Origin of the sequence: Lysinibacillus sp. NPDC097214, from assembly GCF_050277945.1 — a bacterium.
Classification (GTDB): domain Bacteria; phylum Bacillota; class Bacilli; order Bacillales_A; family Planococcaceae; genus Lysinibacillus; species Lysinibacillus xylanilyticus_B.
In genome coordinates this window covers 37,454-51,052 of the sequence record NZ_JBNNSS010000001.1, presented here as the reverse complement: position 1 = coordinate 51,052, position 13,599 = coordinate 37,454, and the positions used below count along the sequence as shown (strand labels likewise).

Genomic DNA, 13,599 nt, shown 5'->3' with positions numbered 1-13,599 from the left:
CTTTCCAAAGCAAAGGGGCGAGTTTTCATGGAAATCTTCAAGTATATGGAAAAGTATGATTATGAACAATTGGTATTTTGCCAAGATGAAGCATCAGGGTTAAAAGCGATTATCGCTATCCATGACACAACACTTGGACCAGCATTAGGCGGGGCACGTATGTGGACATATGCATCAGAAGAAAATGCGATAGAGGATGCATTGCGTTTAGCACGAGGAATGACCTATAAAAATGCTGCAGCTGGTTTAAACCTTGGCGGTGGAAAAACGGTTATTATCGGTGACCCATTTAAAGATAAAAATGAAGAAATGTTCCGTGCACTAGGACGTTTTATCCAAGGGCTTAATGGTCGCTATATTACTGCAGAAGATGTAGGTACAACAGTGACAGATATGGATTTAATGCATGAGGAAACAAATTATGTAACGGGAATTTCCCCTGCTTTCGGTTCATCAGGAAATCCTTCGCCAGTAACTGCTTACGGAGTTTACCTTGGAATGAAAGCAGCAGCAAAAGAAGCGTTTGGATCTGACTCATTAGAGGGGCGTACAATTTCTGTACAAGGTCTAGGAAATGTAGCCTACAAGCTTTGCGAGTATTTACATAAAGAGGGTGCAAAACTTGTTGTTACAGACATTAATCAAGCGGCAATTGATCGAGTTGTGAATGATTTTGATGCGACTGCTGTAGCACCAGAGGAAATCTATTCACAGGAAGTGGATATTTTCTCACCTTGTGCATTAGGTGCGATTTTAAATGATGAAACGATTCCGCAACTAAAAGCAAAAGTTATTGCAGGTTCTGCCAATAACCAACTACAAGATTCTCGACATGGTGATCATTTACATGAATTAGGAATAGTTTATGCACCTGATTATGTAATTAATGCCGGTGGAGTAATAAATGTAGCTGATGAATTATATGGATATAACCGTGAACGTGCAATGAAGCGTGTCGAAGGCATTTACGATAGCATCGAAAAAATCTTCGCGATTTCTAAACGTGATGGTATACCGACATATGTCGCAGCTAATCGTTTAGCAGAAGAACGTATCGCTAGAGTATCAAAATCTCGTAGCCAATTCTTAAAAAATGAAAAAAATATTTTACACGGTCGTTAAGAACCGCTTATTCGTTGAAAGAAGTCGCATAGTCGACTTCTTCTAACTTTATCGTAAATTAATAGATTACATGAATGTTTAGCATTTTTCTCACAAGGGGGAATCCATATGGCTCAAAACTATGATGTTGTCATTTTAGGCGGAGGTACAGGAGGCTATGTTGCTGCAATTCGAGCTGCACAGTTGGGCTTAAAAACAGCTATTGTCGAACGTGAACGACTAGGTGGAACATGCTTGCATAAAGGCTGTATACCAAGTAAGGCCTTACTTCGAAGTGCAGAAGTGTATCGTATGGCAACTAAAACTGCAGCTGAATTTGGTGTTGATATTGAAGGGGTTACATTGCAATTCGACAAAGTGCAAGAAAGAAAGCAAGCTATTGTTGAGCAATTGAGCCAAGGTGTGAATACACTGATGAAAAAGGGCGAAATAGACGTTTATCAGGGAATAGGGCGGATTTTAGGTCCATCCATTTTCTCACCGATGCCTGGCACTATTTCAGTTGAAATGAGTAATGGCGATGAAAATGAAATGCTAGTTCCAACAAATGTGGTGATTGCTACTGGATCAAAGCCAAGAGGAATGGCGGGACTAACGGTTGACGGTAAATATGTGATGAACTCTGATCATGCATTGGAAATGGAAGAACTGCCAAAGTCGTTGTTAATTGTTGGCGGAGGAGTTATTGGAATTGAATGGGCTTCGATGCTTTGCGATTTTGGGGTTTACGTTACGGTCATTGAATATGGGCCATCTATTTTACCTGCAGAGGATGCGGATGTTGTAAAAGAAGTAACAAAGCAACTTGAAAAAAGGGGTGTCCGAATTGTAACGAACGCTCGCTTAGATTCAGGAACCTTTAAAATTGAAAATGATAACGTTTTCATTTCTGCGAAAGTAAATGATAAGGATGAATTATTCGAGGCAGATAAATTATTGCTTTGTGTTGGACGTGAAGCCAATACACAAGGTATTGGCATAGAAAATACAGAAATAGAAGTAGAAAATGGATTTATCAAAGTCAATGATTCGTATCAAACGAAGGAATCACATATGTATGCCATAGGGGATGTTATCGGTGGCTTACAATTAGCGCATGTTGCCTCACACGAAGGGGTATCTGCTATTGAGCATATTGCAACTGGTAAGACAGAGGGGCTTGATGTTCTAAATGTTCCAAAATGCGTGTATTCTTACCCTGAGGTCGCAAGTATTGGCTTAACAGAAAGGGATGCACGAGAGCAAGGTTATTCATTAAAGGTTGGTAAGTTTCCGTTCAAGGCGATTGGAAAAGCACTAGTTAATGGAGAGTCAGATGGCTTTGTGAAAATTGTTGCAGATGAAGAAACGAATGATATTTTGGGTATTCATATGGTAGGACCACATGTGACAGATTTAATTGGAGAAGCATCGCTTGCTAAATTATTGGATGCAACGCCTTGGGAAATAAGTCAGGCCATTCATCCACATCCATCACTAAATGAGGTTCTAGCGGAATCAGCGTTAGCAGTGGATCATCGCGCCATTCATTTCTAAGATTCATAGTTTCGTAACTAAAGTCTAGTAGGATCAAAACAAAAATCTGTTCTTGATTAAAAGGTAGATTGGTATAAAAGCTCATAAAGAGGAAGGTTACGTCGTTCGTGGCAACGCCCTTTCTGGAGTGGGATGTGCAATCAAGTACATATTTTGGTGAAGAGCCATAAATGCTTTAGTTATCATATCCAGAAAGTGTTTTTGTAGCGAAAGCGAAACGTTCGAAAGGGGTGTTCGTATGCAAGGTGTTCAAATTAAGCATGAGGATTTAGGTTTAACAAATGAAGATGTACTTGCAATTTTCGAAACGATGTTAATGGCAAGAAGACTAGATGAACGTATGTGGTTATTAAACCGTTCTGGTAAAATTCCATTTGTTATTTCTTGTCAGGGTCAGGAGGCGGCTCAAGTAGGGGCTGCCTTTGCTCTCGACCATAACAGAGATTATATTGCACCTTACTATCGTGATATGGGTGTTGTTTTACATTTTGGCATGACACCGAGAGAATTGATGTTATCCGCATTTGCTAAAGCAGAGGATCCGAACTCGGGTGGCCGTCAAATGCCAGGTCATTTTGGACAAAAGAAAAATCGTATTCTAACAGGTTCTTCGCCAGTAACTACACAAGTTCCACACGCAGTGGGCGTAGCTTTAGCGGGGCGCCTACAAAAAGAAGATTTTATTACTTTCGTTACACTCGGTGAAGGTTCATCTAACCAAGGTGATTTCCATGAAGGTGCGAATTTCGCAGGAGTGCATAAGCTTCCAGTTATTATAATGGTAGAAAATAATCAATATGCAATTTCTGTGCCAGTTGAACGTCAATTAGGCTGTGCGAAAGTATCAGATCGCGGTATTGGCTATGGTATGCCAGGTGTTACAGTAGATGGAAAATGTCCATTGCAAGTCTATAAGGTTGTGAAGGAAGCGGCTGATCGTGCACGTAGAGGTGAAGGTCCAAGTTTAATAGAAACAGTGACTTATCGCTTAACGGCTCATTCTTCGGATGATGATGATCGTCAATATCGAACTGCTGAAGATATAGCAGAAGGAAAGGCGAAGGATCCAATTCTGTTATTTGAAAAGTATCTAATGGATGCTGGAGTTATGACAGAAAAACTTCGTGCTGAAATAGAAGAACGTGTCATGGCCGAGGTGAATGAAGCAACAGATTATGCAGAAGCTGCTCCGTATGCACCACCAGAGCATGCTATGAAATACGTATATGCACCAGTGGACGGAGGTGACGTGTAATGGCAGTAATGTCTTATATTGATGCGATTACATTAGCGATGAAGGAAGAGATGGAACGTGATGAGCGTGTTTTCATTTTAGGAGAGGACGTTGGTCGTAAAGGTGGGGTTTTCAAAGCGACAGCAGGCCTTTACGATCAATTTGGTGAACATCGGGTACTTGACACGCCTCTTGCAGAGAGTGCTATTGCAGGTGTTGGGATTGGTGCTGCGATGTATGGAATGCGTCCAATTGCCGAGATGCAATTCGCTGACTTCATCATGCCTGCCGTTAACCAAATTGTTTCTGAGGCAGCAAAAATCCGCTATCGTTCAAATAATGACTGGTCTTGCCCGATGGTTATACGTGCACCATTTGGTGGCGGTATTCACGGAGCGCTCTACCATTCGCAGTCAGTTGAGGCGCTTTTTGCAGGAACACCAGGGTTGAAAATTGTTATACCTTCAACACCGTATGATGCAAAAGGCTTATTAAAAGCAGCAATTCGCGATGAAGATCCCGTGCTGTTTTTTGAACATAAGCGTGCATATCGTCTTATTAAAGGGGAAGTCCCAGTAGACGATTATACATTGCCGATTGGTAAGGCAGATGTTAAGCGGGAAGGGGAAGACGTTACTGTTATTACGTATGGTTTAGCTGTCCATTTTGCATTACAAGCTGCAGAGCGTCTAGCTGCAGATAGTATTTCAGCGCATATTCTTGACCTACGTACGGTATATCCACTTGATAAAGAAGCAATCATTGAGGCGGCAAGTAAAACAGGTAAAGTTTTACTAGTTACTGAGGATAATAAAGAAGGTAGCATTATGAGTGAAGTTGCAGCAATCATTGCAGAGCATTGTTTATTTGAACTCGATGCACCAATTCAACGTCTTGCAGGACCTGATGTTCCAGCTATGCCGTATGCACCGACGATGGAAAAATATTTTATGATCAACCCTGAAAAAGTAGAGCGTGCGATGCGAGAACTTGCTGCATTCTAAAATAGTAGAGTTTATTTCTAAAAAAGAGTATTGACTGGAAGTAATATGATAGTAATTTGATAGATACAATTACACCTAGGCATAATTGATGGGGGGAATAGATAATGGCTATTCAAAATATTACAATGCCACAGCTCGGCGAAAGTGTAACAGAAGGTACGATTGAAAAATGGCTTGTCAAGCCAGGTGATACAGTAAAAAAATATGATCCACTAGCAGAAGTTGTAACAGATAAAGTAAATGCAGAAATCCCGTCTTCTTTTGAAGGAGTCATATCAGAGCTACTTGCAGAGGAAGGGCAAACGTTACCGGTTGGTGCAGTCGTTTGTTCTGTTGAAATAGCAGGTGACAGTGAGTTACCTGCACCGCCTCCACCGAAAAAATCAGCGGTAAGTACGGCAATTTTAAATGCAGGTGTACAAAAGAAACAGGAGACGCAGCAACCAACTACAGCTACAAGAGCATCGGAAAAGACAGTTCGCCAGGATAAAGTGCGCTATTCACCAGCTGTTCTTCGACTTGCACAAGAGTATGAAATTGCCCTTGATCAAATCACAGGTACTGGTGAAGGTGGACGTATTACAAGAAAAGACCTAATGAAACTGATTGAAACAGGAAATGTGCCAACTTCTCTTGTTGAAACATCACCTGCAGTCGATGTTGCTGTTCCACAATCAGCACCGGTAGAGCCTGCATCACAGGACAATACTAAAGCGGCCACACCTACACAACCAATGCAACCAGGCGATATAGAAATTCCAGTAACGAAAGTGCGCCGTGCTATCGCTAATAATATGGTACGAAGCGTTCATGAAGTGCCACATGCATGGATGATGATGGAAGTGGATGTTACAGATTTAGTAGCATATCGTGATAGCATGAAGACTGAATTTAAGCAAAAAGAAGGCTTTAATATTACGTATTTTGCTTTCTTTGTAAAAGCTGTTGCTCAAGCGCTAAAGGAATTCCCGATGATGAATTCTATGTGGGCAGAGGACAAAATTATTCAAAAGCATGACATCAATATCTCCATTGCAGTCGCAACAGAGGATGCATTATTTGTTCCTGTTATAAAACACGCTGATGAAAAATCGATTAAAGGCATTGCGAAGGAAATTAATGAGCTTGCAGTGAAAGTTCGTGCCGGAAAACTGTCGATGGACGATATAAAAGGTGGTACATTTACGGTTAATAATACGGGTGCATTCGGCTCTGTTCAATCGATGGGGATCATTAATTACCCACAAGCGGCCATTCTCCAAGTGGAAAGTATTGTAAAAAAACCAGTTATTTTACCTGGTGGAATGTTCGCAGCACGAGATATTGTGAATTTATGTTTATCTTTAGATCATCGAGTTCTTGACGGACTTGTTTGTGGTAAATTCCTAAATAGGGTTAAAGAAATACTCGAAAATACAAATAAATCTTCAACGTCAGTCTACTGATGACTTGTCGGAAGCCTGTTATATAACGGTTTCCGATTTTTTTTTGCTTTGCGAGTCGCAATTTGTCATGTAGAATAACAAATAGAAACTACTAAGGGGGGAAGCTGATTAAGCGTCCGCATGTCAAACCAGATGAAAAATATTGAATTTGAAAAGCCGTCCTATTCAGAATGGCAAGATGCAGCAATCAAGGCTTTAAAAGGGAAACCATTCGAGTCTCTTTTAACGAAAACGAGTGAAGGTATTACATTAGAACCTCTTTACACCCAAGAAAGTTTAGTAGCAAAACTTGGAGAAGAACTTGATAAACAAGTTGCTACGATCCGTTCCCTACAAAATAACGAAGCATTTCGAGTGGCACAGCAAATATATGCTGAAACAAGCGATGCATTTTTCGCACAGCTTGATGATAGCTTAGCTCGAGGCAATGAAGTAGTAACAGTTGATAGCCGTGTGAATTTTGAATGGACTGAAGAAGTAGTGGCACAATTAGCGACTTATTTCTCTGAATATTCGTTTAAAATGACGGTTGAAAATTCAAATGACCCATTATTAGCAGTATTCGACAAAATAGCAGTTGATCAGCGAGAAGCTGTAAAAGGTTTCATCGTATCGAAAAATCCTATCTCTTTAAATAATTTCCCGAGCGTGCGCTCAATCGGTGCGGACACAACGGTTTATCATAATGAAGGAGCCAACGCAGTACAAGAGTTAGCATATGCACTTGCGTTAGCCGCAAAATACGCAAATCAAGAAGAAAGCTTTGAAGCATTCGCGAAGAAATTTTATGTATCATTTGCAGTAGATACACAGTTCTTTACAGAGATTGCCAAACTTCGTGCTTTTAAAGTACTTTGGAAAGCGTTCTCATCTGCATATGGAGTAACTAATTGCGTAAAAGTCCCAACGCTTGCCGAAACATCGTTAAGAAGCTTCTCGAAGCTAGATGTTTATGTAAACTTATTACGTTCTGCGAATGAAGCTCTTTCTGGCTTAATTGGTGGTGCGGATATCTTTACAGTTCACCCTCATGATGCATTAACGAAACCAACAGATCAATCGGTTCGTATTGCACGAAATGTATCTTTAATCTTAAAAGAAGAAACAAATGTTTTAAAAGTTATAGATCCAGCTGGTGGCTCTTACTTTATTGAGTCATTAACAGCAGATTTTGTGAAAGAAGCTTGGGCATTATTCTTAGAAATTGAAGCAGCTGGAGGCATCGACGCTTACACTGCATCTGGAAAGCTTGCGGAGGAACTAGAAAAATCCTATCAAGCCCGTATCAAAGCGGTACAAACACGAAAGCAATCACTGATCGGTACGAATATTTATGCCAATCCAGCAGATGTACTTGAAAGCGCAACAAACCCAGCATTTGCAGAAATTAAGCGCATTGCTAAACCTTTTGAGCAATTACGTGCGGAAATGACAGCAGCCAATGTGAAAACGGGAATCTTAGCATTAGGTACACTAAAAAGCTCAAAACCACGAGCTGATTTCGTATCTGGTTTCTTAAATACTGTAGGTCTAGTACCAGAAAAAAGTGAACCAATTGCTACAGCTGAAGAAGCATTAGCTTGGTTAAATGCTACAGAAGCAACATATGTGGTCATTGCAGGTAATGATGACGATACAAAAGAATTAGTACCAGCCATCTTAGCTGGTAAACGAGTAAACGTAATTGTTGACGTTGCAGGTAAATTTAAAGACGAAGAAGAAGCTTGGTTAAAAAATGGCTTAAACGGCTTTATTTTCGCAGGACAGAACATCATCGAAAAATTAAATTCAGTGTTCGCTAGCATGAAGGAGGTCCAACGATGAGCAAGCCAAATTTTAGTGCAGTTGAAATCGAAAAAGTTTTAGCAGCAGAAGCACCTCATGCGTCAGAAGAAAAATTCATGACAAATGAAGGAATCGAAATTAAAGATATATACACAAAAGAAGATATTAAAGAGGCAAAGCATTTAAATGATGTAGCAGGTATTGCGCCAAATACGCGTGGTCCATACCCTACTATGTATGTAGCGCGCCCTTGGACTGTTCGCCAATATGCTGGTTTCTCAACAGCTGAAGAATCAAATGCATTCTACAAACGTAATTTAGCAATGGGTCAAAAAGGTCTTTCTGTTGCCTTTGACTTAGCAACTCACCGTGGCTATGACTCAGACCATCCGCGTGTAACAGGGGATGTTGGTAAAGCCGGCGTAGCGATTGATTCTGTAGAAGATATGAAAATCTTATTTGACCAAATTCCTTTAGATCAAATGTCAGTTTCTATGACAATGAATGGTGCTGTATTACCAGTTCTTGCATTTTATATCGTTGCTGCCGAAGAGCAGGGCGTTACACCAGACCAATTAGCTGGTACGATTCAAAACGATATTTTAAAAGAATACATGGTTCGTAACACATATATTTATCCACCGGCAATGTCTATGAAAATTATTGCAGATATTTTTGAATATACAGCGAAATATATGCCGAAATTTAACTCTATTTCGATTTCCGGTTACCATATTCAAGAAGCTGGAGCAACAAATGACATTGAGCTTGCTTATACATTAGCAGATGGTCTTGAATATGTTCGTACAGGGCTTAAAGCTGGAATCGATATTGATGCCTTTGCACCACGTTTATCATTCTTCTGGGCAATCGGTATGAACTATTACATGGAAGTTGCAAAAATGCGTGCTGCACGTCGAATTTGGTCACAAATGATGTCAACGTTTAATCCGAAAAACCCTAAGACATTAGCACTTCGTACACACTCACAAACATCTGGTTGGTCTTTAACAGAGCAAGATCCATTTAACAATGTGACACGTACATTAATCGAAGCAAATGCGTCTTCAATGGGGCATACACAATCTCTGCATACAAATGCACTTGATGAAGCGATTGCGCTACCAACTGATTTCTCTGCGCGTATTGCACGTAATACTCAGTTGTTCTTACAAGAAGAAACGGCTATGACGAAAGTTATTGACCCATGGGGCGGTTCGTACTATGTGGAAAAATTAACAGACGAGATTACAAAATCTGCATGGGCCTTAATTGAAGAAATTGAAGAGCTTGGTGGTATGGCGAAAGCGATTGAAACAGGTCTTCCAAAAATGAAAGTCGAAGAGGCTGCGGCAAAACGTCAAGCGAAAATCGACTCTAAAACAGAAACAATCGTTGGCGTAAACAAATATCGTTTAGAAAAAGAAGAACCTATCGACATTCTTGACATTGATAATACATTAGTTCGTCAAAAGCAAATTGAACGTTTAGAAGCCATGAAGGCGGCGCGTGATGAAGCAGAAGTACAAAAACATCTAGCTCGATTAACAAAAGCGGCGCAAGATGGAGACGAAAACTTATTAGCGATTGCAGTAGATGCTGCCCGTGCTCGTGCTTCATTAGGAGAAATTTCCGATGCAATCGAAGTTGTTTCAGGTCGTCATAAGGCAGTAATTCGTTCCATTTCTGGTGTTTACTCTGCAAACTTCTCAGATGAAGAACAAATTGCAGAAGTGAAACAAATGACAGAGGAGTTCCTTGAAAATGAAGGTCGTCGCCCACGTATTTTAGTAGCGAAAATGGGACAAGATGGACATGACCGTGGTGCAAAAGTTGTGGCAACAGGCTATGCAGACTTAGGCTTTGACGTAGATATTTCACCATTATTTATGACACCTGCTGAAGCAGCTCAAATGGCTGTAGAAAACGATGTTCATGTTATTGGTGTATCTTCCTTGGCAGCTGGTCATAAAACGCTAGTTCCTGAATTAGTAGCAGAGTTAGAAAAACTGGGTCGCGAAGATATCATTATTATTGTTGGTGGTGTTATTCCAGCACAAGATTATGACTTCCTTTATGACGCTGGTGCAGTCGCGATTTTTGGACCAGGTACAGTTATTCCTGTATCGGCACAGAAGATTATTGAAGAGATTTACAAACGTTTAGGCTATGAGGAAGTGTCTGAATAATGGACAAAAACAAAGGAATGCCTGAAAGTGCGCTATTTGTTATGGACGGAGTAGAGGCAACTCACGACGGAATGCAATATGGTACACCGAAAAAATTCCGAAAGAAAAAAGCAGACAATTTAAACATACAGGAGCTTGCACAAGAAGTACGTGCAAGCTCTCGTACACACTTGTCAAAAGCTATTACACTCATTGAAAGTTCAAATGCAACACATAAAGTGCAAGCACAAGAACTCCTACAAGAGCTTCTACCACATACAGGAAACAGTGTCCGTATTGGGATAACAGGCGTGCCTGGTGCAGGAAAGAGTTCGTTCATTGAGGCTTTCGGAACGATGCTTTGTGAGTTGGGGAAAAAAGTGGCAGTCCTTGCGATTGATCCAAGCTCTTCTTTATCAGGAGGAAGTATTTTAGGCGATAAAACACGAATGGAGGAGCTCGTGAAAAAGCCGAATGCATTTGTTCGTCCCTCTCCATCAGCTGGTACCCTAGGGGGTGTTCATAAAAAGACACGTGAAACGATGCTTGTTTGTGAAGCGGCTGGTTATGATGTCATTTTAATAGAAACAGTTGGTGTTGGACAAAGTGAAACGTATGTCCGAGGGATGGTTGATTTCTTCTTACTGTTAGTTTTAACAGGTGCCGGAGACGAGCTACAAGGCATGAAGAAGGGCATTATGGAGTTAGCGGATGCCATCGTTGTTCATAAGGCTGATGGTGATAATGTTCGTCTGGCTAAAAAAACGGTATCCGAGTACAAGCAAATTTTACATTTCTTACAGCCTGCAACTCCAGGTTGGATGTCCACAGCAATGCCGGTAAGCTCGTGGGAAAAACGTGGTCTCGATAAAGTCTGGAATACAATAGGGGAGTTCAGACAAATTGTTGAGGCAAATAATTACTGGTCAATCAGACGTCAAAATCAGACGAGAGATTGGTTCCAATCGATGATTACCGACCATTTAATCGATATGTTTTATGGTAATCCAGAACGTAAAGCACAAGTGCAACTTCTAGAACGTCAAATTTTAAATGGACAGTTGACAGTTACGCAAGGTGTAGATCGTTTATTTAGCGATGAACAATCACAGAAATAATATCATCTAATATATGAGCAAGTAGGTGCACAAATTCGTCACTAACTGCTATGATAGGAGATGTATGAGCGTCGAATATCTAAAGCTAGTAAGTTTAACTTCATTCAGCTGAAAGAAGTTAAAGCCTCTAGAAGTAATTATGCCGAGGCATAATTGATGATGATGACGCGAACTTGAAAGGAGCTATCGCTATATGAATATGGATTACGATTTATTTATGCAAGAAATTTTAAAAACAGCACGTGCAGAAATTGAGGCTGCAGGTTATGAGCAGCTTCGCACACCAGAAGCTGTTGAAGAGGCGTTTGCTCGTCCAGGTATAACATTAGTCATGGTAAACTCAGTATGCGGCTGTGCAGGAGGTATCGCACGTCCATCAGCAGCACAATGCGTACATTACGATAAACGTCCAGACCATCTTGTAACGGTGTTTGCTGGTCAAGATAAAGAAGCAACTGCAGCTGCTCGTTATCACTTCGGAGAAGATCATATACCATCCTCTCCATCATTTGTGTTATTAAAAGATGGACAAGTAGTAGCAGAAGTTGGACGCTATGAAATTGAAGGGCATGACCCAATGTCAGTAGTAACAAACTTACAAGCAAACTTTGAGGAATACTGCGACGAACTTTAATTTTATTCATAGAGTTAAAAGTGACGTTATTCTATAAGTAGGAAGCCCCGCAGCTACAAAATATCTGCGGGCGCTTACTACATAGCCATGCTAATTGATCCCGGTTAGCATGACGTTATTGATAACTTTCTTTTATTTTCAACATTTTAGTCAATTGATGTTCGGAATATTTGAAATATTGGCTAAATGAATAATCTAAAGTTTAAAATGAATAAAATTAACAGGTGTGTTGATTAGCGATATTGTGCATTATTTGTGGTGAAATCCTTTATTTTTCTTGGACTACTTCAATTGTTGCTCATCGCCAAAAGTTGTTGATGACATTTGTGAAACGTATTCAATGAATATTGTTGATTGTAGTGGAGGATGGGCGACTCCTTGGGGATCAGCGTCACAGATGAGACCCTGGAGCGAGCAACGCGAGTGAAGCGGCTCATCGGACGCCCCCAGGAAAGCGCCCAGCCGGAACGGAAATCAACCACACATTATGGTATGAGCCTATGTTTGTGAAATATAGCTAATCAACACGTTTGTAAAATTAGAGTACTAAAAGATAGGAGGCAGTCGACTTGAAGAAGTTTTCAATCGGCTATCGTACATTAAAAACGGCATTTGGTGCAGCAATCGCTATTGCCATTGCCCAATACTTTGAATTAGCTTCTTATGCATCTGCTGGTATTCTAACAATATTATGTGTACAGCCAACGAAGAAAAAATCTCTTCATGCTGCGTATACACGATTCGTCGCAAGTATTATCGGTATGCTTTATGCATTTTTGAGCTTTGAGCTATTTTCCTATCATCCGCTTACCTTAGCAGGTATGCTGATTATTTTTATACCAACAATTGTGTCATTAAGGGTAGCGGATGGCTTTGTCTCTAGTGCAGTTATTATCATGCATATTTATGCAGCTAAAAGCTTTTCATTGGCACTTGTTTATAATGAATTCGCATTAATGGCAATTGGTTATGGTACGGGAATAGCTATAAATATGTATATGCCAGACATTCAAAAGGAATTAAATTACTATCGAGTTAAAATTGAGGAACTTTACAGTAAGATTTTTTTAGAAATTGCCAACTATTTAAGAGAAGGCGATACTTTGTGGGATGGGCAGGAAATTATTGAAGCGATTAAAGCATTAAATAGTGCGAAATCCCTAGCGTTTAAAGATGTTGAAAATCATTTTACGAGACGAGAAAATGACTACTACGTGTATTTTGATATGCGTGAACAGCAGCTAGAAATTATTGATAGGGTTCTTCCAAAAATAACGGCGCTTCCTGTTATAGTACAAGAGGCTGTGATCGTTGCTGACTTTTTACAAGACCTCGGTGAACATGTTCATTCAGGTAATACGGCTAGTCATTTTAGAGAGAAATTAGAGCAAGTAAAGATAGATTTCGCCCAATTACCATTGCCGAAAAATCATGAGCAATTTTTAGCACAAGCGGCACTTTATCAATTTATTGAGGAAATGGATCGATATTTAGAAATAAAGCAGTCTTTTAAGGGATTAAAGGTAAAGAAAAAGCGCCCGCAGTAATGCGGA

The 13,599-nt window shown here is 40.2% G+C and carries 10 protein-coding genes; all 10 read left to right on the top strand.

What is annotated here, in order from left to right; genetic code table 11:
• Positions 1 to 27: 27 nt before the first annotated feature.
• The 10 genes from ACQKMI_RS00225 (at position 28) to ACQKMI_RS00180 (ending at position 13,593) form a co-directional block, all read left to right on the top strand.
• Positions 28 to 1,122 (top strand): Leu/Phe/Val dehydrogenase, encoded by a 1,095-nt coding sequence (locus ACQKMI_RS00225; RefSeq protein WP_427486642.1) that lies wholly within the window; start codon positions 28 to 30, stop codon positions 1,120 to 1,122.
• A 108-nt stretch (positions 1,123 to 1,230) separates the two neighbouring features.
• Positions 1,231 to 2,658 (top strand): dihydrolipoyl dehydrogenase, encoded by a 1,428-nt coding sequence (gene lpdA, locus ACQKMI_RS00220; protein WP_427486641.1) that lies wholly within the window; start codon positions 1,231 to 1,233, stop codon positions 2,656 to 2,658.
• A 238-nt stretch (positions 2,659 to 2,896) separates the two neighbouring features.
• On the top strand, positions 2,897 to 3,913 hold the full coding sequence (locus tag ACQKMI_RS00215) for a thiamine pyrophosphate-dependent dehydrogenase E1 component subunit alpha (protein ID WP_427486640.1): 1,017 nt from the start codon (positions 2,897 to 2,899) through the stop codon (positions 3,911 to 3,913).
• Positions 3,913 to 4,896, top strand: coding sequence for an alpha-ketoacid dehydrogenase subunit beta (locus ACQKMI_RS00210; RefSeq protein ID WP_427486639.1), 984 nt, complete (start codon positions 3,913 to 3,915; stop codon positions 4,894 to 4,896). Before ACQKMI_RS00215 ends, ACQKMI_RS00210 begins: the two co-directional genes overlap by 1 nt.
• Positions 4,897 to 5,000: 104 nt before the next feature.
• On the top strand, positions 5,001 to 6,341 hold the full coding sequence (locus tag ACQKMI_RS00205) for a dihydrolipoamide acetyltransferase family protein (RefSeq protein ID WP_427486638.1): 1,341 nt from the start codon (positions 5,001 to 5,003) through the stop codon (positions 6,339 to 6,341).
• 132 nt (positions 6,342 to 6,473) lie between these two features.
• The gene (locus tag ACQKMI_RS00200; protein WP_427486637.1) at positions 6,474 to 8,165 is read left to right on the top strand and encodes a methylmalonyl-CoA mutase family protein; all 1,692 of its coding nucleotides are present in this window, start codon (positions 6,474 to 6,476) and stop codon (positions 8,163 to 8,165) included.
• Positions 8,162 to 10,315, top strand: coding sequence for a methylmalonyl-CoA mutase (gene scpA, locus ACQKMI_RS00195; RefSeq protein WP_427486636.1), 2,154 nt, complete (start codon positions 8,162 to 8,164; stop codon positions 10,313 to 10,315). Before ACQKMI_RS00200 ends, scpA begins: the two co-directional genes overlap by 4 nt.
• Positions 10,315 to 11,412 carry a methylmalonyl Co-A mutase-associated GTPase MeaB gene (meaB, locus tag ACQKMI_RS00190; RefSeq protein ID WP_323647031.1) on the top strand — a complete coding sequence of 366 codons (1,098 nt, stop codon included), beginning with the start codon at positions 10,315 to 10,317 and terminating at the stop codon, positions 11,410 to 11,412. Before scpA ends, meaB begins: the two co-directional genes overlap by 1 nt.
• Positions 11,413 to 11,605: 193 nt before the next feature.
• Positions 11,606 to 12,046, top strand: coding sequence for a BrxA/BrxB family bacilliredoxin (locus ACQKMI_RS00185; protein ID WP_323647030.1), 441 nt, complete (start codon positions 11,606 to 11,608; stop codon positions 12,044 to 12,046).
• Positions 12,047 to 12,615: 569 nt separating this feature from the next.
• Entirely contained in the window at positions 12,616 to 13,593 is a 978-nt protein-coding gene (locus ACQKMI_RS00180; RefSeq protein WP_427486635.1) for an aromatic acid exporter family protein, read from the top strand.
• Positions 13,594 to 13,599: the final 6 nt, after the last annotated feature.

Excerpts from the sequence above, each read along its gene's own strand:
- ACQKMI_RS00205 (WP_427486638.1), top strand. The coding sequence starts at position 5,001 with ATGGCTATTCAAAATATTACAATGCCACAGCTCGGCGAAAGTGTAACA.
- ACQKMI_RS00215 (WP_427486640.1), top strand. The coding sequence starts at position 2,897 with ATGCAAGGTGTTCAAATTAAGCATGAGGATTTAGGTTTAACAAATGAA.
- ACQKMI_RS00210 (WP_427486639.1), top strand. The coding sequence starts at position 3,913 with ATGGCAGTAATGTCTTATATTGATGCGATTACATTAGCGATGAAGGAA.
- ACQKMI_RS00185 (WP_323647030.1), top strand. The coding sequence starts at position 11,606 with ATGAATATGGATTACGATTTATTTATGCAAGAAATTTTAAAAACAGCA.
- scpA (WP_427486636.1), top strand. The coding sequence starts at position 8,162 with ATGAGCAAGCCAAATTTTAGTGCAGTTGAAATCGAAAAAGTTTTAGCA.
- lpdA (WP_427486641.1), top strand. The coding sequence starts at position 1,231 with ATGGCTCAAAACTATGATGTTGTCATTTTAGGCGGAGGTACAGGAGGC.
- meaB (WP_323647031.1), top strand. The coding sequence starts at position 10,315 with ATGGACAAAAACAAAGGAATGCCTGAAAGTGCGCTATTTGTTATGGAC.
- ACQKMI_RS00200 (WP_427486637.1), top strand. The coding sequence starts at position 6,474 with ATGAAAAATATTGAATTTGAAAAGCCGTCCTATTCAGAATGGCAAGAT.
- ACQKMI_RS00225 (WP_427486642.1), top strand. The coding sequence starts at position 28 with ATGGAAATCTTCAAGTATATGGAAAAGTATGATTATGAACAATTGGTA.